Source organism: Flavipsychrobacter stenotrophus (genome assembly GCF_002954265.1).
Lineage (GTDB): Bacteria > Bacteroidota > Bacteroidia > Chitinophagales > Chitinophagaceae > Flavipsychrobacter > Flavipsychrobacter stenotrophus.
In genome coordinates this window covers 696019-714204 of record NZ_PPSL01000002.1, presented here as the reverse complement: position 1 = coordinate 714204, position 18186 = coordinate 696019, and the positions used below count along the sequence as shown (strand labels likewise).

21 protein-coding genes are annotated in these 18186 nt (G+C 41.5%); 10 read left to right on the top strand and 11 right to left on the bottom strand.

Annotated features, from left to right (window positions below):
• Positions 1–13 precede the first annotated feature (13 nt).
• The 7 genes from CJD36_RS08225 to CJD36_RS08195 form a co-directional block, all read right to left on the bottom strand.
• On the bottom strand, positions 14–412 hold the full coding sequence (locus CJD36_RS08225; protein ID WP_105038650.1) for a hypothetical protein: 399 nt from the start codon (positions 410–412) through the stop codon (positions 14–16).
• 13 nt (positions 413–425) lie between these two features.
• Positions 426–1370, bottom strand: a complete 945-nt coding sequence (locus tag CJD36_RS08220) for a hypothetical protein (RefSeq protein WP_105038649.1) — start codon at positions 1368–1370, stop codon at positions 426–428.
• A 433-nt stretch (positions 1371–1803) separates the two neighbouring features.
• Positions 1804–2133: a hypothetical protein gene (locus CJD36_RS08215; RefSeq protein ID WP_105038648.1), complete on the bottom strand. Its 330-nt coding sequence runs from the start codon at positions 2131–2133 to the stop codon at positions 1804–1806.
• A 31-nt stretch (positions 2134–2164) separates the two neighbouring features.
• Entirely contained in the window at positions 2165–2494 is a 330-nt protein-coding gene (locus CJD36_RS08210) for a P-loop NTPase family protein (protein ID WP_105038647.1), read from the bottom strand.
• 3 nt (positions 2495–2497) lie between these two features.
• The gene (locus CJD36_RS08205; protein WP_161499253.1) at positions 2498–3307 is read right to left on the bottom strand and encodes an ATP-binding protein; all 810 of its coding nucleotides are present in this window, start codon (positions 3305–3307) and stop codon (positions 2498–2500) included.
• A 120-nt stretch (positions 3308–3427) separates the two neighbouring features.
• Positions 3428–5515 carry a DDE-type integrase/transposase/recombinase gene (locus CJD36_RS08200; protein WP_105038645.1) on the bottom strand — a complete coding sequence of 696 codons (2088 nt, stop codon included), beginning with the start codon at positions 5513–5515 and terminating at the stop codon, positions 3428–3430.
• A 54-nt stretch (positions 5516–5569) separates the two neighbouring features.
• On the bottom strand, positions 5570–5794 hold the full coding sequence (locus CJD36_RS08195; protein WP_105038644.1) for a LacI family DNA-binding transcriptional regulator: 225 nt from the start codon (positions 5792–5794) through the stop codon (positions 5570–5572).
• 32 nt (positions 5795–5826) lie between these two features.
• On the opposite strand from CJD36_RS08195, the gene CJD36_RS08190 reads away from it, so the two are divergent.
• From CJD36_RS08190 to CJD36_RS08170, 5 genes are all read left to right on the top strand, one after another.
• Positions 5827–6564: a helix-turn-helix domain-containing protein gene (locus tag CJD36_RS08190; RefSeq protein ID WP_105038643.1), complete on the top strand. Its 738-nt coding sequence runs from the start codon at positions 5827–5829 to the stop codon at positions 6562–6564.
• A 9-nt stretch (positions 6565–6573) separates the two neighbouring features.
• On the top strand, positions 6574–6798 hold the full coding sequence (locus CJD36_RS08185; RefSeq protein ID WP_105038642.1) for a hypothetical protein: 225 nt from the start codon (positions 6574–6576) through the stop codon (positions 6796–6798).
• A gap of 839 nt (positions 6799–7637) precedes the next feature.
• A complete protein-coding gene (locus CJD36_RS08180) occupies positions 7638–9296 on the top strand; it encodes a T9SS type A sorting domain-containing protein (protein WP_161499252.1) in 1659 nt (552 codons plus the stop codon).
• Between the two features lie 115 nt (positions 9297–9411).
• A complete protein-coding gene (locus CJD36_RS08175; protein ID WP_105039048.1) occupies positions 9412–9885 on the top strand; it encodes a redoxin domain-containing protein in 474 nt (157 codons plus the stop codon).
• Positions 9886–9920: 35 nt separating this feature from the next.
• Positions 9921–10877: a T9SS type A sorting domain-containing protein gene (locus CJD36_RS08170; RefSeq protein ID WP_105038640.1), complete on the top strand. Its 957-nt coding sequence runs from the start codon at positions 9921–9923 to the stop codon at positions 10875–10877.
• A gap of 128 nt (positions 10878–11005) precedes the next feature.
• On the opposite strand, the gene CJD36_RS08165 is transcribed toward CJD36_RS08170, so the two are convergent.
• Positions 11006–11767 (bottom strand): phosphosulfolactate synthase, encoded by a 762-nt coding sequence (locus CJD36_RS08165; protein ID WP_105038639.1) that lies wholly within the window; start codon positions 11765–11767, stop codon positions 11006–11008.
• Between the two features lie 50 nt (positions 11768–11817).
• Positions 11818–12972, bottom strand: a complete 1155-nt coding sequence (locus CJD36_RS08160; RefSeq protein WP_105038638.1) for a cystathionine gamma-synthase — start codon at positions 12970–12972, stop codon at positions 11818–11820.
• Positions 12973–13175: 203 nt separating this feature from the next.
• On the opposite strand from CJD36_RS08160, the gene CJD36_RS08155 reads away from it, so the two are divergent.
• The gene (locus tag CJD36_RS08155; protein WP_105038637.1) at positions 13176–13880 is read left to right on the top strand and encodes a hypothetical protein; all 705 of its coding nucleotides are present in this window, start codon (positions 13176–13178) and stop codon (positions 13878–13880) included.
• Between the two features lie 34 nt (positions 13881–13914).
• On the opposite strand, the gene CJD36_RS08150 is transcribed toward CJD36_RS08155, so the two are convergent.
• Positions 13915–14469, bottom strand: a complete 555-nt coding sequence (locus CJD36_RS08150; RefSeq protein ID WP_105038636.1) for a DUF922 domain-containing protein — start codon at positions 14467–14469, stop codon at positions 13915–13917.
• An 81-nt stretch (positions 14470–14550) separates the two neighbouring features.
• Here CJD36_RS08150 and CJD36_RS08145 point away from each other — a divergent pair, with 81 nt between their 5' ends.
• Positions 14551–14775, top strand: a complete 225-nt coding sequence (locus tag CJD36_RS08145) for a hypothetical protein (RefSeq protein WP_105038635.1) — start codon at positions 14551–14553, stop codon at positions 14773–14775.
• 32 nt (positions 14776–14807) lie between these two features.
• A complete protein-coding gene (locus CJD36_RS08140) occupies positions 14808–15203 on the top strand; it encodes a hypothetical protein (protein ID WP_105038634.1) in 396 nt (131 codons plus the stop codon).
• Between the two features lie 4 nt (positions 15204–15207).
• Here CJD36_RS08140 and CJD36_RS08135 read toward each other — a convergent pair whose 3' ends face one another.
• Positions 15208–15582 (bottom strand): hypothetical protein, encoded by a 375-nt coding sequence (locus CJD36_RS08135; RefSeq protein WP_133162553.1) that lies wholly within the window; start codon positions 15580–15582, stop codon positions 15208–15210.
• A gap of 245 nt (positions 15583–15827) precedes the next feature.
• Between CJD36_RS08135 and CJD36_RS08130 the strand changes: the two genes are divergently transcribed.
• Positions 15828–16052, top strand: a complete 225-nt coding sequence (locus tag CJD36_RS08130; RefSeq protein WP_105038632.1) for a hypothetical protein — start codon at positions 15828–15830, stop codon at positions 16050–16052.
• 34 nt (positions 16053–16086) lie between these two features.
• On the top strand, positions 16087–18153 hold the full coding sequence (locus tag CJD36_RS08125; RefSeq protein WP_133162552.1) for a hypothetical protein: 2067 nt from the start codon (positions 16087–16089) through the stop codon (positions 18151–18153).
• Positions 18154–18186: the final 33 nt, after the last annotated feature.

Genomic DNA, 18186 nt, shown 5'->3' with positions numbered 1-18186 from the left:
AATTTTGTTTCTGCTACGATAAAATAAATACCTCTCTCTGCTTAGGAATTTGCGGAGTTAAAACAACCGCTTTATGCCGCCAGTTGAAGCTTGGAAAGGCTTCTTCCAACTCTTCACGATTTACCTTTTTTACCTTTAGTTCTTTAAGGTTATCGGTTAATCGCTCTACTATCTCTATGATAGTGATCTTTGAAAGATCAAAGTCGTTTTCCAATGCTTGCATGGTATTTTCATAGCTATACTTCAGAATGGAGGTATAGTAATAATATCGACATGCCATTTTCCTATTTCTGTTATTGGCTAGTTCAGAACGCCTTCCAGGCTTACGGACTACATCGGTAACCGACTCCTTTTTTTCAGTATCTGTTTCAGACATTTGCTCAAACAGCTTTATACCTTTTTTCTTTGCCATGTAAATATTTTAACTATTTAAATTGAGTTTCGTAAGGCAATACCCCAAAGTGTTCTTTGAACTTTGCAGCGTAGCCTTCTGGGTTCATTTCTTCATACTTCTTGTCCAGCTTATGTTTTTGCAAGTCTGCAAAAGTCATTTTATCTGCCTTTTCTACCAGAAATTGCTTTAACACACTGCGATACAAACTCAATACGCTGGCATTCGCTGTATTCTTATCGTATGATGGCAATGCCCCAAACTCTTCTTCATACTTTGCCAGATACAGTTCATAGTTTGTTTCCATCATATCTTTCAGCCTTCCATCACTTGCTAGGTCAGCGTAAGGAACAAAGATTTCCGGCGGCAGATTATCATACGGTATTTTGCCTTTCTTTTCTTGGTTGCCTTCTTGTAGAGCCATTGCATACACCATCAGCTTTTCCCCATCTATTAGCCCTTCATGCCCACTTGGTGGATGTCCATGATGTTTATTGTATATCACTGCATAGGCCGTGTAATCTTTGGCTTTAAGATTGGAAAGAGTTCTACCCTGCGCAAGGACAACCCAAGGCATAAACAACTCCTTTGGTAAATCTGCATTGACACGCTGGCTCATTATCGCAGACCTGTTGGCTGCTATGATCTGCTCAGCACCTTTAGGAAGATGACCAAAACGCTCTTTGAACATGGTAGCATAGGCTGTTGGGCTACTCTCTTTCAATTCAGCCATTTTACCGCTACGCATCAGCGCATCCCAAGACATCTCAGCTTGTATTGATGTGATTGGTTGATGTCTGATAGTTGTTACAGGCTGGTTTGTACTCTTTTGCTCTGCGCCTTTAGGAAGGTTGCCAAAACGTTCCTTGTACATGCTAGCATACGCTGTTGGGCTATTGCGTTTCAATTCCGCCATTTTACCGCTGCTCATTGCTTCATCCCATGCTGCAACAGCTTCTATTGTTGGTTTGTATTTCATTTTTGTTATTTTATTACATCAAAATTCCACCACTTATACCCCTTAGTCAATGCACAGTAAATTGCAGGTGTATAATACCACTCTGCTATCAGTATCATAAACGAAAAAAGGAATAGGCGTGCCGACCTATTCCCTTTCCCGAATTAAAACTTACAGATATGAATGATCCAATTAGAACTTAACCGTTAGAGACGAAGGATGGAACGGTCTAACGGCAATGCAGGTTCACCACGTATGCGGCTGTGTGGCTTGCCTACATGAGGCGGGGCGATTTGTTTGAACAGTATCATGACCCAAAAGTGCGCATAAACTATCTACAAGATAATAGACGGTAAATAAGTAGTGTATTTACAGGTTCTCCAAGGGTATAAAAAGCAAAAGGGATATGCATTACACATACCCCTCTCTTGCCCGACTACCTCCCTTAGTAGTGCTATAAGTTCTTTTCAATTTCTCTTTCTCTACCCTTTATCATCGGTACTGTCCTATGCATCAAGCGGAATATACCATTTTCAAGTTTATAGCTTTCTCGGTTATACATTGTTAAGCTATTGTCCTCATATACCATTCTCGAAAGTCTTGCCCCAAGTTCTTCGTCGCTATATGATGCCGATCTGCTGTTAAGCCACATATCAGCACTACTGTGTAACAAAACTAGCTGTCTTACATTACCATCTGTGTCAACAGCATTCAGACATATAGCACTATCAGGTACAAACCTGCTTATTTCCCCTCCTTTTGATGTGTTTGTAAAGTCTATCATATAAGTGTTTTAGGTAGTCGTTAGTTAATATTTAAAGCCCTTTTAAATGGCTGCAAAATTTCCGCTCAATCTCTTCTATTGTTGTATACTTATCCGGCATATGCACTCTTGTAAATGCCTTAATGGCGGGAAAACTTTCACCTGACTTAAAGGGGTTTGCAATTTCTTTATTCCTTGCCGCTTTTATTCTGCCCTTTAGTTCAGGTTGCTTTGATAGCCAGACGCAAACCGTTTTTGCTGTTATTCCTGCTAGTGTAGCAGCTTCTGCCTGTGTTTTTCCATCTATCATATGAAACATTACTTCTGCCAGCTTTTCAGCTTTCCACTTCACGCCCTGGTTATCAAAATTTTCCCTGCCCATAGTTTAGTTGTCGGTTGTGGTTTCGTTAGTGATGGAGTTATACAATTCCCTGAAGTTCTTTATCCGCTGCATTTCCTTTATCACCTCTGCATCACTTACCCCGTTGCTTTGGCATATAGCGGCTATTTCCTTGCGGGTTGGCGGGTTTAGTTCATTCCAGTTCTGCACACGGCTGTAAAACTCTGGGATGCCCTGTTTTTGCTTCTGTGCAGCTATCCTCATGTTATCATGAAAGTATTCACACCCTGCCATTACAATGCCTGCATTGCCTATTGTAGCGTTTCTAAGGTCATGCAGGTCAAGTAATACATTATGGTTGATCTTACCCGCTTCATCTATTATCAATAGCGGGCTTTCACGAGTGTTTAATTCGTTAGCTATTGCATTCACCATATCATATACCGTTCCCTGAAAATTAACTCCCAACTCTATCAGAACCTTTGCAAAAAACTGTTTGCGGTTCATGGTGTTCTTTGCTTCCATGTAGTACGTGTTCCCGCTGTTCCTGTAGTAACTATCAAGTCCCACCGTTTTACCCGCACCAGGATAGCCAATAATGGCAACTAGCTTATGTTTCTGTTGGGCTTCTTTACATATGCTTTGCACAGCAGTAAAATTTGCAGTGCCAACTATTTTAAAGTCGGTCTTTTCTTTTAGCCTGTTTATTATCTTCAGAAGCAATTCTTCAGATAGCATTTCAGGGTTATTGAATAGCTGTGTTAGCCGTGACTGGCTAATTTCAAGCTGCCGTGCAAGCGTGCTTTGCTTTTGGTTTTTCTTAGTGGTAAACTCTTGGACTAGAGTTTGTGCCATTGTTACTAATTGTTCACGTTCCATACTGGTTGTTGTTTTTTAATGGTTATTGTTTGATATTTGTAATTCACGTTACATTTGGTTTGGCGGGTGCTACTGGACATAGCCCCCGCCATTTTTTTATTGCATGCTACCCACCACTACTAATTCAAGTTCTTTCTTAGGCAGGTGCTTTTTAGCATATCTTTTTTCAACAGGTAGATTGTCTGTCACTGGTTTATAGGTGTCTACGTTCAGCGGGTTTACTCTATGCTCCTGCCTTATGTAGTCCATCAATTGTTCCGTTTCTGCATTGTTGTAATCTTCTTTCAACATTTCAAGCGGGTTCAGTAGTTTGCTTAGGCTGTCACCAAGTGCCGCCTGTGCTGTAGCCGTCTTAGCCCTGCTATCTGCTTTCAGTTTGCGCTCAAATGCTTTCTTATGGCTGCTTTGTCCCATTATATTGTTAACGTCTGTTTGCGTTTGATTTACCTGCGCTTCATGGAACATAAACTTTTGCCTTACTTCACAAAGTGGTTCATCGTGCAGATCAAACAGGTGAACGCTCGACATATCGCATTCATCGTAGTACACTTTTACCGTTTGCCCGTTCAGTTGCATTTGCATATTAAAGTCAGTTATGCCATAGTAGTAAGGCACATTCCTTACTGCTATTTTTACCTCGCTCCGGCTCACCTTTATTTCCCTGTTTTTCCAGAATAAGAATGCCAATTGGTCAGACGCTACAGCCCTCATGTTTGGCTTTTCATTGTCTGCAAACTTTACCGATGGTGCGGCCTTCTTAGGTGTCGATTTCTGATTATACGCATTTACCAATATGCTCAATGTCTCTACAAGGCTGTCATATGTCAGGTAGCCGTTATCCTTGTGAACCTTTTTAAGAAACTCCGCATCTATGCGCCCTGTCTCTCTTTTGCTCCTTATACCTTCACCTACAAAGCCCTCTATCATTCGCTCATATTGGCTTTGAAAACTGCCAAACCACCTTTCCACCTGTGCTTTTGCTGTTGGCTCTCCTGGTAGTGCCGCCCTCATGTTGCAGCCCATCAATTTGACCTTATCTTTTAGCTGTATAAACTCCGCTGATGTTGTTGCACTGCCGTTATCATATACTATTTCAGCGGGCAATGCTCCCGCCATGCTAAAGGCCATTTTCATTGCACTAAGCCATGTAAAGCGGTCTTCTGTTTCAGCAATATGGAAGCCAACAATTTTACGGCTGTAGCTGTCAAGCACTACAAACAGTGTATGGCGAATAACCTTTGTCCGGTCATTGTTCCAACAGGGTATCTGTGTAGGGCTACCATCCATATAGTACAGATCACCCGCATTAAGCGCACCAGTACGCCTTGAAAATGGTGCTACTTTCTTATTAAATGCTTCTTTGTTTCTGATACTAAGCAGGCGGTTATATACCTCCGATTGTTGCAGATGGTTGCCCACTGTGCGCCTGCTTACTTCTGGCAAGCCATTAGCTTTGCAATACTTGTTTAGCTGTTCTGTAATGTGGTTATGGCTCCACTGGTTGCTATGCTTATACAGTTCTTCAATTATGGCTAAATGCGTATCAGTTAGCTTTTTTAGGTCTTCACGCTCCCTACCTGCATGGCCGTGTGTAAGGCTTATGCCTTGCTCTGTCGTCCACTGGTGCTTTATAACGCTGCTAAACTTGTAGTAATTGTTCTGTGTGCCTGCCTGCGATAGTTGCAGGTAAGCCTGATGAAGCTGCTTTATCTTCACGCCTGCTACGTCCTTATATTCCACCACTGCTACCCGCAATGCATGTTCCTTTGCTAGTTTGGTAGTCGCTGCAAGATCTTTTTTGCAGTAGGTTGAATACAGCGGCATATATTTACCGCTATTACTGTCTCTTTGCCTATCCAGTTCCCTTAAAATGTTCTTATTGGCAGGCAAGGCTGCAACATCCTTGGTTTGGGCTTCAATGGCAGCATTTCGCTCTTTAATAAGCCTTTTCGCTTCTTTAAAGTCAACAGGCAAGCCATACTTACTTTTAAACTCTTGCGGAATGGTATTATAGATAATAAGCACCTTCCGCTTATTGTCGGGATGCTCATAAGACTGCCACACCTTCTTTGATGAATTTCTATTCCGGCAAAGATTTGTCACCAGTGCATTATATTCTTTATTACCCTTGCTGAAAACAGGGGAAAGAATATTCAGTTCATCTATGGTTATTGTTTGCAGCATATCAGCGTATTTAATAGTATTTGATGTGTCAGGTAGTAATCAACTCATAGGCTGTTATTCGTTTACAGCTTTCAGGTTATCCTGTAGAGTTTCTTTATCATTCCTTAGCCCCGCCAAATAGTTATTGATTTCCGCCAATACCTTTCGATTACGGCTTTTACCATTTACTACTCTGCTCACCGTGTAAACACTAGTATTTGCAGATGCTGCGATTTCTTTAAACCCTCCGTACGGAATAGAAGCCTTGATTTCGTTTTGTTTTTTGACAACTTGTTGCATATCTTGTACAATATTTGTAGCAAAATAAAACAATGTTTGTTTATAAAACAAACAATTTGTATCGTTTTTTAAACATTTTTATGATTAGTTTGTCAAGCAGGATAAAGAGTATCCGCAACCATGTTAAATTATCTCAAGAGAAATTTGCTGAAAAAATTGGTGTCAGCCGGTCTACGTTGGCTTTAATAGAAACCGATAAGTCAATGCCTGGATACGACACACTAAAGAAGGTGTGCGACACATTTAGTATAAAGCCTGCTTTCTTTTTTGACGATGCAGAACCATCAATTGAGAATTATTCGGAGGAACCCCATGTGACCTTTAAGGAGAAACCAGTTCAGCTTAGAAGGCCTCTTACACCTGCTCAGGAAAACGAAATTGACGAAAGAAGCAAGACGATCAAGGGGTTGGAAAGAGACGCTAATTTACTTAAGTCTCGTCTTCAGTACGAATTGGAAAAAGACGATAGTAATCACATTAAATTATTCCAGTCGGTTAAGAAATTTGCTGAGATGGTCGAACTATTAGAGCTTGCAACATCAGAGTATCTAAATTTTTATGATCCAACTCAACAAAGCTTTTTCCCTAATTTTCTCGATCCAAATCCTTCATTACCTACATACAATCAGTATAAAAAACACACTTTGAATAAAATTGAAGAGTTAAAACCATACCAAGGCAGAATTGATAAATTGCACACTGCAATTAGTAATTTTTTGAAAGACATCAAGCCATTAGACAAAGAAGATATTATTTACCTTTCAGAATAGAAATAGCTTATGAAAATATTACGAGTATTAGGAATAGCCATCTTATTGATAGCCACTTTTCTTGGTTGCGTTGGTGTTTCAATGGATACTACAGTTATGACAAATGGCGGGGATAGTGTCTACAACACTGGTCTTATTGCCGCTAAATCAAATACTATCAATGTAGCAGGGTACTTAGCTATTATAGCAGTTCTTATTATTGGAAAGACCATTCCAACCCGATATAAACAGTAAATTTTGTGCTGTTTTAAGCTTTATTAAATCATCCATACACAAAACCCGCCACTATAGCGGGTTTTGTCGTTTTTACCACCAATGCAACTATGCTTTTTTTGCTTATACCCCCCTTTGCAAGTGCTGTTATTTTGCCGTTTTAGCCATAAATATTGCCTTAGCCCTATATCTAAATCGGCATTTTTGAGCCTTTCCACGTCATTGCAGATTACAGCACTGTGTAATCTTTTCTGTAATCTCACTGTAATCTATCGTGTAATCAATAAAATATTTTACAATTATATACTATTGATAATCAATGCAAATAGGGAAAACGGTAGTATGGCAGAGATCAGAGAGAATAAAAGCGTTTAAATACCTTTAAAACAGCCTGTTTTTAGCATAAAAGTGCGCTGCTGTATCGTCTGTAAGTCACTATTGGCGTATATTCACCATCCAGTTAAAGCAAAAGGGGTAAAACAGCCAGTTTCACCCCTTCCGGTTAAAGCAGAATTAAAGCAGAATTAAAGTGTTTTACCTTTTAAAGTGCCAATGCAAAAAACACAAATACGGCTGTATTCCGCTACTAGCGCAGATTTTGCGCTATATATACAATTCTTTTAGTTTTACTTTTTAAATTACCCCCCATATAAGTTAGCACCTCTGCATTAAATAAAATAATGGCCGGAACGGAGAGAAAAGGTGCCGAATAATGGGTTTACCACAAAGGGTTATCACTCAATTATTTTACCGTTACTGTTGATATGCTAAAAATGTTGCTGATTATTTAAATGATTTCTTATTTTTACCCAAACAAAGTGTGTCACGCCCAAATGCGTGATTGAAAATTGTATATGCATATGATACGTAAACTTATACTTGTCTTCCTGTTATTCATCGGATCTCAATCAGTTACAAACGCACAGGTACGTGACTCAGTAAGGATATATATACCTCCCTATACTGATACGACCTGCGTTGGTACGCAGCTGAAATTTACCGCAGTACAGAGCGACACCTCTTTTAACCCTGTTGCATATCACTGGTATGTAAACAATGTATTTACCGGTATTATGCTGGATACATTTTTTACAACGGCATTGAATGACGGAGATAGTGTTCATTGCTGGCTTACTTTCACTAACAGCTTCGGCATATTTGACAGTTCACGTTCAAACAGTATTACTATACACCATTTACCGAGTATCCCGCCAAGGGTACTTACTTCTCTTATTGTTGGTAGCAACCCCGATTGTGCCGGTTCTCCGCTTACATTCGAGGCGTATCCTATCATTGGTGGTATCACCCCGCAGTATCAGTGGTTCATTAATAATGTAGAGCTTCCGGGTGAGGACAGTATGCGCATAACACGGGTGTTTGGCGGTGCAGATACTGTTACCTGCCGTATGCTATCTAATGCGTCATGCAGATCTTATGATACAGCATACTCTATTCCGGTTCCTATCATCCATATTCATCTTACCGCAACAATTGGAATTACTGCAGTATTTGATTCTATTTGCCAGGGTGGCAGTGATACTTTCCGTTCTGTAGCCAATGGCTTTGGTAACAACATCACCTATCAGTGGTACATACAAGGTGTTCCTGTAACCGGTGCCAACGGGTTTGACTTTGTGACTACTGCGCTCAATGACAGCGACAGTGTTTATGTGGTAATGACAACAACAGATACATGCGTGCTCAACCCTGTGGTGATGTCTAACGTTATCTATACAAAGGTTAAACATGTATTTAGCAACTATGCTACAATAGCCCTTACAGCGGGTACCAATCCCGGGTGTCTTTCAGATCCGGTAACGTTTACGGCGGTCTTTGATTCTTTTGGAACAGCCCCATATTTTGCATGGTACCTGAATGGAGGCCTTATCTCGGTTGGTACGCCTACGTATTCGGCATTGTTTGCTAATACAGATGTGGTAAGTCTGGAAGTAAGACAAACCGATGGCGGCTGCTATGCCCATGACACTATCATAGTTCCCGGCGTTGTAATGATAAGAGACACTACGCCAGTTGCACCTGTACTCAATTTGATAGGTGATATGTTGTCTACTTACAGCTCTGGAACTATGCAATGGTATCGTAGCAATATATCAACACCAGGCAGCGGAACATTGATACCTGGAGCCACAGATACTTTCTACCATCCTACAGCGCTTGGATATTACTACATCATTGCTAATAATATCAACTGCCCTTCAATACAGTCTAATGTTATCTATATTTCATTGTTGGATGTAGCTGATATCAATAAGGCACATGCTAATATTTACCCTAATCCTACCACAGGTATAGTTACTCTTGACTGGAATAGCCAGCCGGTAAATGTGACATTAAATGTGTACAATGCATTGGGTCAGAATGTCGTTAATCAGACTATCAATAATCAGTCTCATGCAGATATTGATCTCTCAGCGTTGCCTAATGGTAATTACTACTTACAGGTAAGAGATGAGAGTGGACAGTATAATAGCTACAAAATAGTATTGGAGCACAATTAATTGGTCTATTAAATAATTTCATGACGGTTGGTACGAAAGTGCCAACCGTTTTTTATTTGCAGGTGCGCTGATTTATCTTACCCTTATCCATACTTTTGCATGTATAAACATGAATATGAACATACAAACAGGAATGCAGGCTCCGGATTTTACCCTGCGCGATAACGAAAAGAATGTAGTAACTCTTAACGAGCAACGCGGTAAGAATGTGCTGCTTTTGTTCTTCCCTTTGGCCTTTACAAGCACTTGTACAAAAGAATTATGCTCTGTACGAGATAATCTTGCTATGTACAACCAGCTGAACGTGCAGGTATATGGAATATCTGTAGACTCTCTTTTCTCCTTAGACAAGTTCAAAACAGAACAAAATTTAAACTTCCCGCTACTCAGTGATTTCAACAAAGTGGCATCAACTGCCTATGGCACTATCTATGACAAATTTGTTATGGAAATGGAAGGCGTGTCTAAAAGATCTGCTTTTGTAATAGATAAAGAGGGTATTGTACAGTACGCCGAAGTGCTTGAAAATGCGGGTGAAGTGCCTGATTTTGAAGCAATAAAAATATGTTTAGATAGAATTAATTCTTAATTTTGTTTCGAAAAAAATATTAAACAAATAATATCATGAAAAAAATTTACTTTTTATTCAGTGCACTTGCGCTTGCATTTTCTGTTGACGCACAAACTGTAACCGGCGGCGATATGGAAGCATGGCATGTAGGATCTGCAGGATCAACGTACCCTAAAGTAGTGCGCGCCCCAAATAACTGGTATGGAGTTGACTCTTTGATCATTGCTGATGGCCAGCTATTGGGCAGCCTTTTGGGTATACCAGATACAGTATGGCAGCAGCAGGTATTTAAAGATTCTGCCGCCAACGCTCATGGTGGTTCTTATGCTGCCAAACTGGTTACTGAAGATCAGGATACACTTGGTATCTTCCCTGGTTTATTGACGAACGCAGTAGTAAGCGTAGACCTTACCACATTTGCGGTAACTTTCTCAGGCGGACAGGCAACTACATTGCGCACCACGTCAGTAAGTGCATGGATCAAGTATGCACCAACAAATACGCTGGATAGCGCTAATATTCTGGTTCAGACTTACGGCGACGTTGCGGGTAATCCTGATTCATTGCTGGGCGTAGGCACGGTGAGAATTGGTGCTACTCCTGCATTCACACAGTTCACTGCCAATGTAGTTTATGCTAACCCGGCTTTGTATGTAAATAATGTACGCATCACTTTTGCAAGTAGCTCAGATACTGCATTTGTAGGTAGTACTATGTGGGTTGATGATGTAACTATGACAGGTGTAGCGCAGGTAAATGCTGTAAATGCTGTAAATGCACAGAAGGTAAGTGTTTACCCTAACCCTGCCAGCGATGTACTTTACCTTGAAGGTGGCGCGGCAACAATGGAATGCAGCCTGGTTTCTGTAAACGGACAGGTAGTTGCTACAAAATCATTCAATGGCAAGAGTTCAATTGATCTTTCTGCATTGTCTGCAGGCCTTTACTTCTACACCATTACTGAAAATGGTGTAACTACCCAGCGTGGAAAGGTGAGTGTAAGTAAGTAATCATTAGTTTGTTTTAATAATCTACAAGCGGGTTGAATGATACATTCAACCCGCTTTTTTAATGCAAAAGAGAGAGGGAGCACATATATGTGCTCCCTCTCTCTTTTGTTGTTATAGTATCCTGGATATTACTTGTTCAAAAACATATGGAATGTATCTCCACGTAGTCCTACGCGTGTTGCTTCCAATGGTATTACTTCATTAGGCGCAATGTTACCCAGATTCACATTGGCACCCAGTAGTTCCAGAAAGTATACCTGCTGTGCTTTCTGTGGTGCTTCCCATATTATCTTTTCATAAGGGATCTGCGTCAATATTTCCTGCACCAGCCCTTCTCTTACCTCTCCCGATCCGCGATAGATACCTACATTGCCTGCTTCGCGTGCTTCGGCTATAACGTATGTAGCACCTGCTTCCAGTTCTGCCTTCATCAGCTCTATCCACTTGTAAGGAGCCATGATGTGTGTGGCATCTTTAGACCCTACTTCAGAGTGTACAGTAACATGCTTTGCCAGCTTCTCTATGTAACCACATTTTTCAATATGCGGAATTGTTATTGATCCGTCAGATACTTCTACATGCTCCAGGCCAAATTCTTTGATCACATTCAGGTAATCATCAAACTGGTTGCGTACTAAAAATGCTTCAAACAATGTACCGCCGAAGTAAACAGGGATATCATGTTCTCTGTAAATTGCTATCTTTTCCTTCAGGTTGTTAGTAATGTAACTTGTACCAAATCCGAGCTTCACTATATCTACATAAGGGGCAGCAACCGAAAGGAAATCTCTCACGCCATCCAGTCCCATGCCCTTGTCCATTACCATTGTCAGTCCATAGTTACGGGGGCGTTGGGTACGCTCCGGTATATTGTTCAGTTTAAAATTCATGTGTGTGTATTTTCAAATAAAGAATATGGTTAAAACCGTGCCCTGAGCAATTATCCAATAGCTTGTTCCAGGTCTTTGATCAGATCACTGATGTCTTCTATACCTACGCTCAGCCTTATCAATGAATCAACCAGACCGTTCTTTATACGCTCCTCGCGAGGAATAGAACCATGTGTCATGCTGGCAGGGTGGCCTATCAATGACTCAACACCGCCCAAAGATTCAGCCAATGCAAACAGCTGTGTCTTCTTCAACACAGACAATGCAGCGTCCATACTGTCATCTTTCAATGTGAACGATATCATACCACCATAACCGCGCATTTGCTTCTTTGCAATAGCATGGTTAGGATGATCTTCGAAACCAACCCACAGCACTTTGCCCACCTTGGGGTGATTACGTAGGTATTTAGCAATAGCCTCACCGTTTTCGCAGTGGCGCTGCATGCGCACGTGTAGTGTTTTGATTCCACGAAGTACCAGCCAGCAATCATGCGGACCAGGTACTGCACCGCAGCTATTTTGTATAAAACGAAGTTTTTCGTCAAGAGCCGCATCCTTCACGATCAGCGCACCATGCACTACGTCAGAGTGCCCGCCAAGATATTTTGTAGCAGAGTGCAACACTATATCAGCTCCCAGATCAAGCGGGGTTTGTAAATATGGTGAAGCAAAAGTATTATCACAGATGAGCAGGCAGTTATTAGCCTTAGCTATTTTGGCGCATGCTTCAATGTCTATAACATTCAATAATGGATTAGTTGGTGTTTCTATCCATATCATCTTGGTATTGGCAGTGATAAAGTTGTTGATGTTCTGAGCATCGTGCATGTCTATGAACTGGAACCTGATGCCATAGTTAGCGAAGACCTTGGTCATAATGCGGTAAGTACCACCATACAGGTCGTTAGATACGATCACTTCATCGCCAGGTTGCAATAATTTCATTACAGCATCGGTTGCTGCCATGCCGCTACCAAAAGAAAGGCCATGAGTGCCATTTTCTATTGCTGCTAGTGCATTTTGGAGCACAGTACGTGTAGGGTTTTGCGTACGGGCATATTCATATCCTTTATGATCGCCGGGGGCAGCCTGTACATAGGTAGAGGTCTGATAGATCGGGGTCATTATCGCTCCCGTTGTAGGGTCTGGAACTACACCTGCATGTATTAACTTAGTATCTAATTTATAATTATTGTCTGCCATAAATGTGTGTTATTGCGGTTGCAAAGGTATTGGTTTGTGTGGTATTAAGTAAATGACCACTGTTAGCGGTTTTGTAAAATACAAATGAATAAGATGAACTACAAATAAAACTGGCGTTATATTTGAAACAGCGGGCTATTTGATGCTATATAAATTCAGTTTATGCATGTACAGCTGACTGTCATATTTTTGTATATTTGACCATGACTTTCTTTAGGCCACTCACTATAATTATTGCTTTGCTCGTTGGTTCGTCATCTATCCATGCACAGAGCAGAATGCCCAACTACTTTATCAATGCCGACATTGGCTATGCCGTGCAGAAAATGCCCATGCTGGGGATAGAGTGGTTTTCCATAAAAAATAACCATATGCGCAGCTGGCATGTAGACCTGGAGTACCAGTACCACTACAATGATAAGTTTGGCATTAAGAAAAACAAGTTCGACTTCGTAAGTGTAGGTGTATATCAGCGGCCTGGTGTAAAGGTTGGCTATACTTTCTTCACAAAATGGGTAGACAGAAAATGGAAAAACTACTTTTCACCTACCTTGGGTATCAAATATCTCTGGTACGATAAAATGCAGGTGAATACAGACCCTGTCATCCCCAATCCGTCATTCAGGTTGCAGTCTGAAAAGTGCCTGGCGCTTGTTCCTCAGTTCTACATTGGCCAGAAACGCTATTCAAAACACATCTGTTTCGACTACTATATTGGCGCCCAGGCGTCTGTGAAATTCAGAGACAAGAAGGTGTATTATGAGCAGGATGAGTTTACCGTAGCTAACCCTAAAGCTCCTTATAATTACTTCCAGATAGCAATGGTACCCAATTTTGTTTTGGGTGTGAAGCTGGGAGGAGGATATCAGAGATCAATACCGCAAGAAAAAACACTTCAAGAGCAATAAAAAGACAGGTGTGTTTTTGTTTGGTGATTATTGATCATTTTTTGCTTGCAAAAATGCTAAGGCTCCATAACTCAGCAGTTATTTTCTTATTCCATTCCCACTGCTGGAGTTTATTTAGCGAATGATCGCTTTCATTGTCGTAAAGCACGTTATAGTCATTACTCTCTATTATTATTATGTCAAATATCTTTTTCAAGTCGCTTGCCAATGCAGGGTTACATTTATGGAAAGCGGCATACAGATTAAATGCTTGCCGCAGTTTCCGTGCGTGTAACTCCGCAATATCAAAGTGAAGTTGCTCATGTTGCAATAACGCGGGAGTGAGATTTTTGTCGGTTCTTTTCCATGACTTGTTCAAATCAAGGGAACAATCAACAGTTACAGTAACATTGCCATATGCATCACAGGTCCATTCATAGTTGAGAAGGGTATATGTATATGCCCAGTAGTAGCTTTTTGGGTCGGGTGTTGCTACGAAATCACTCCAGGTCAACTTTATATCCGGCTGCCATGCAATCAATTGTGCATGAGAAGATCTGGAAAAAGTGAGCAATGATAGAATTGCCAGATAGATAATCTTCTTGTTCATAGATGCCGTGGCTGGCAATAAAAATAATGATTTCCGGTTATTGATATCCAAACAATTAGTATTTTTATCTAAATGTGTGAAATGAGAACATGGACTACCTTTTCATTGTTGGCTTTTACAGTAATGCTGATCTCTTCCTGTAGCAAAAGCGCAGCCAGCAGCGGCCAAACCTGCAAATGCCAGGGTGGGCTTGGGGGAGGGATGACACAGGGCATGGATAGCCTTTCGCACACCGAGGCAGCATCAAGATGCAGTTCTTATAACGGTGTTGGCAACGATGCATTTTACAACTGCCATTTAGAATAATTTGTATATTGGAACTTAAGACTATCGGAAATATGAAAAAGATCTTCTTCATTCTGTTATTGTCACCTGCTATGGCCCAGGCCCAGTCTAAGACGGACTATGACCGTACCGTAGCCAATTTTCAGAAATATTATAATGGAGGTATGATAGACAGCCTCATCAACATGTATTCAGATACATGGGGAGAACATAAGAGCAAGCTATGGAGCAAGGAGACCAATGATGAACTCACTAAGAAATACGGAAAGATGACCGGTTACAAGTTCCTGGCCATGGAACCGGAGGATAGCGTAATGATATATAAAGTGACTTTTACAAAATCGATTCACGCCATGGGGGTGTGGCTGGAAAACGATAAGAAAGTCGGCACTTTCAGATTTCACACTTCATCACCTTTTATTGATAAGCAGATGAAGAAGGCGAAGTAGACTTCTATTTACAAGGTTTCCGGCCGGCATCCGTTATTTCCGTACATGAATATTGTTGGTACGTGCCATTTATGTACTTATAACTACGCTCATGGCAACCATTTGCCCAGCATGCGGAAAATACAACTTTTCGATGTCCGTGGACTGGCATTTTCATAAGTGTAATTTTTAGCCCTCTGTCGTGAAATATTAGTTTCCACTGCCCGTGCTGCTCCTCAAACAGCCACACGCCTACATTATCTGCGCCATCTACACCCTGCACTATCATTGCTTTTGCCCCATTTTGCTGTAGAGTGACAAATGCACCTTCGGCAGAAGCAAATCCATTTACCTCTTTATCGCTAAACCCATACCTGTCCGAAACGTTTATCTGTTCCACTTTTTGTAAAATAGCCAATATCGTTTTCGGGATCGGGGCCCGGTTCTTTTTTTTCCGCTCACAGTTGAAACTAGTAATCTGTGCATTCGCATACGTTGAAATGAACATAATAATGGCTGTAGCGAAGACCTTCCAAAGACTAAGGTTTAAAACAAACAATTTCTTGGCAGATATAATATGTAAAGATATTTCATTTACAATTTCATTAACGCAGCATCAACGGCTATTTTCTATCTTTGTGTTATATGATAATAAGGGTCATCACGTGGATAATAGCTGTGTGGGTTATATATAGCCTGCTGAGCCGTTATGTATTCTCTTTGTTCCGTATCAATGTATCTACCAACGATCAGTTGAAGCAGATGCAGGCGCAACTGAAAGAAATGGATAAGAAAATGAGTAAGAATAACAACACGCCTAAAAAGAGCAAAAGAGAGGGTGATTATATAGATTACGAGGAAATAAAGTAGCTTGCTCACAACAAAAATATAATCTATCATCACTTTGGCCAGGTTTTCACTCCATAGTTTTTCGGGTCTCGTAGTAGCGGCTATGCTGCTGGCGGGCACAGCTATAGGGCAGAGCAATGCTCCCCGGCAGATGAAGCCTGAAGATATACCACCCCAATACCGCCCGCCGCACCCTGCGGCTAAGATGGTAGACCGATATTTTCGTATAGACCCCAAGCGGGCTACCGAAGACGTAAATGGCGAAGACGCTTTACTGCGATCAAGAGAATTCAAAAGAATTGATAGTACCTACTACGTAAGCTGGCTGTATGAAGGCGCATATAAGTACAACCATGCTGCCGACTACCTCGGTTTTAAAAATGCCATTTACCCTTTAGCCCATGCGCTTGATCTGCTGGAGAAGGACTATGATAAGGCCTTGCGCGTGCGCACCGATGAGGTGCTCATTTACATACCCGTTTACAAGCTGCAGATAGACTACACGCTTATAGCTAATTACCTGATGAACTGCTACAGCAATACCGACCAGCCCGACCAGGTATTTAAGCTATTGCTCAGAGCAAAGAAGTACAATTTCCAGAACCAGTATTATCTGGATGTGTATGACTACATGGCCTGGACAGTGCACCGTAACAGGTTTTTTACCAGTACTAAGTACCGTTTTTTGCGCAACTCTATCGACGAGAACGAGGCCCTGGCTATGCGCTACCTGGATACCGCGATGAGGGTGATAGCCCGCAACAAACCGCTCAATGAAAAATTTCAGCCCAACGTAGAGCGAGGCGAGAAGATGAGCGTATACCACTACAGGAACATGCTCTATAGCTATGCTTTCCAACAGGATTCTGCGGAACACTACTTCGGATTGATGCGCGATGCGGGCAGATTGCCGCATAATAACTATGCTACTTTCAAGGCAGTAAGTGGTGATTTTAAAACGGCAGAAGCAGAATACAAAATTGCCTCGCAGATAGACAATGGCGACAAGCGGCTACAGGAATGGGCGTACTATACTACCATACTTGATATCTATAAGTCCAAGCCACGCGAAGGCATTCAGCTGGCTAAAGACATGATAAAGGCTGCGGGCACCACACCCGGTTATGGCTGGTATAATATTGCACTGGCTCGCTGTCTGCTCTACGACGGGCAGGTAACAGAAGCACAGAAATATATAGACAGGGCAGCTGACTTTAAAGAGACGCATATTGGCACTACACTCGGACAAAGCCATTATGAGTTTAGTGTGCAGTTACTGAAACTGATAGCGAAGGAACGCGAATGGAGCATGCAGCAGTTTGAACATAACAACTGGTGGTATAATCCCGCCGTGCTGTTTGCTATGTCGGGCAAGGTGTCTGAGCGCTACATGCAGCAGTTCCTTATCATCAACCAGTTTGCTCAAAACCCCGAGCGCGACAGGGTTATCTATAAGTTATTCTCTAACGAGAGCACGGTATCGTGGGACGAGATCTGGTACTTGATACACGATTATAGCACACAGTACTTTGTAAAACGTTTTGAGCGCGAAGCACAGACCGATACACGCAAGTACATCCGCAAATATTTCAAACTTTTCAGCGCACGGTTAAAAATAAAGCAAGGCAAGTATAAAGAAGCGAAAAACGAATTGGATGCGTTGCTCCGCACAGGAGATATAGAGCCTGAATATGAAAAGATGTTTACTGCCAGGCTCTACCAGGCAGAGGCAGAGGTGTGTAAAGAACTAAAATATACTGAAGAGCAGAACGACTGGCTGTACAAGCTGTATATGATCTATCCGCAACTGGTGCCCTTCAGTGGTATACCAATGAATATGACACTGCATGTTAGCGGTAATGCAGATAATACCGTAGTGGAAAAGCTAAAGGGATGTAACATCAACTGGATCACAAACAGTAGTGTCCCTACCGCCAATGCCTACATCTCTTTTTCCGGCACCGGCGATAAAAAGACCATTACCTATTATGTTGTAGACCGCAACGGCAACTACATTGTGCAGAAACAAGGTTTTTCGTGGAGAAAAGCTGATGAAGCGGGTCAATCGCTGGCTTACCGGTTGTTCGACATAGGCAGTAAGATGCCGGATGGAGAGCAATAAGGTTGCGATGTATCCTATTTAGTTTGTCTATCT

Bases quoted from the DNA above. Each gene is read 5' to 3' on its own strand.
- CJD36_RS08225 (WP_105038650.1), bottom strand. From the start codon at position 412: ATGGCAAAGAAAAAAGGTATAAAGCTGTTTGAGCAAATGTCTGAAACA.
- CJD36_RS08220 (WP_105038649.1), bottom strand. From the start codon at position 1,370: ATGAAATACAAACCAACAATAGAAGCTGTTGCAGCATGGGATGAAGCA.
- CJD36_RS08205 (WP_161499253.1), bottom strand. From the start codon at position 3,307: ATGGCACAAACTCTAGTCCAAGAGTTTACCACTAAGAAAAACCAAAAG.
- CJD36_RS08175 (WP_105039048.1), top strand. From the start codon at position 9,412: ATGAACATACAAACAGGAATGCAGGCTCCGGATTTTACCCTGCGCGAT.
- CJD36_RS08160 (WP_105038638.1), bottom strand. From the start codon at position 12,972: ATGGCAGACAATAATTATAAATTAGATACTAAGTTAATACATGCAGGT.
- CJD36_RS08180 (WP_161499252.1), top strand. From the start codon at position 7,638: ATGATACGTAAACTTATACTTGTCTTCCTGTTATTCATCGGATCTCAA.
- CJD36_RS08145 (WP_105038635.1), top strand. From the start codon at position 14,551: ATGAGAACATGGACTACCTTTTCATTGTTGGCTTTTACAGTAATGCTG.
- CJD36_RS08130 (WP_105038632.1), top strand. From the start codon at position 15,828: ATGATAATAAGGGTCATCACGTGGATAATAGCTGTGTGGGTTATATAT.
- CJD36_RS08165 (WP_105038639.1), bottom strand. From the start codon at position 11,767: ATGAATTTTAAACTGAACAATATACCGGAGCGTACCCAACGCCCCCGT.
- CJD36_RS08215 (WP_105038648.1), bottom strand. From the start codon at position 2,133: ATGATAGACTTTACAAACACATCAAAAGGAGGGGAAATAAGCAGGTTT.
- CJD36_RS08200 (WP_105038645.1), bottom strand. From the start codon at position 5,515: ATGCTGCAAACAATAACCATAGATGAACTGAATATTCTTTCCCCTGTT.
- CJD36_RS08190 (WP_105038643.1), top strand. From the start codon at position 5,827: ATGTTTGTTTATAAAACAAACAATTTGTATCGTTTTTTAAACATTTTT.
- CJD36_RS08210 (WP_105038647.1), bottom strand. From the start codon at position 2,494: ATGGGCAGGGAAAATTTTGATAACCAGGGCGTGAAGTGGAAAGCTGAA.
- CJD36_RS08150 (WP_105038636.1), bottom strand. From the start codon at position 14,469: ATGAACAAGAAGATTATCTATCTGGCAATTCTATCATTGCTCACTTTT.
- CJD36_RS08140 (WP_105038634.1), top strand. From the start codon at position 14,808: ATGAAAAAGATCTTCTTCATTCTGTTATTGTCACCTGCTATGGCCCAG.
- CJD36_RS08185 (WP_105038642.1), top strand. From the start codon at position 6,574: ATGAAAATATTACGAGTATTAGGAATAGCCATCTTATTGATAGCCACT.
- CJD36_RS08195 (WP_105038644.1), bottom strand. From the start codon at position 5,794: ATGCAACAAGTTGTCAAAAAACAAAACGAAATCAAGGCTTCTATTCCG.
- CJD36_RS08170 (WP_105038640.1), top strand. From the start codon at position 9,921: ATGAAAAAAATTTACTTTTTATTCAGTGCACTTGCGCTTGCATTTTCT.
- CJD36_RS08155 (WP_105038637.1), top strand. From the start codon at position 13,176: ATGACTTTCTTTAGGCCACTCACTATAATTATTGCTTTGCTCGTTGGT.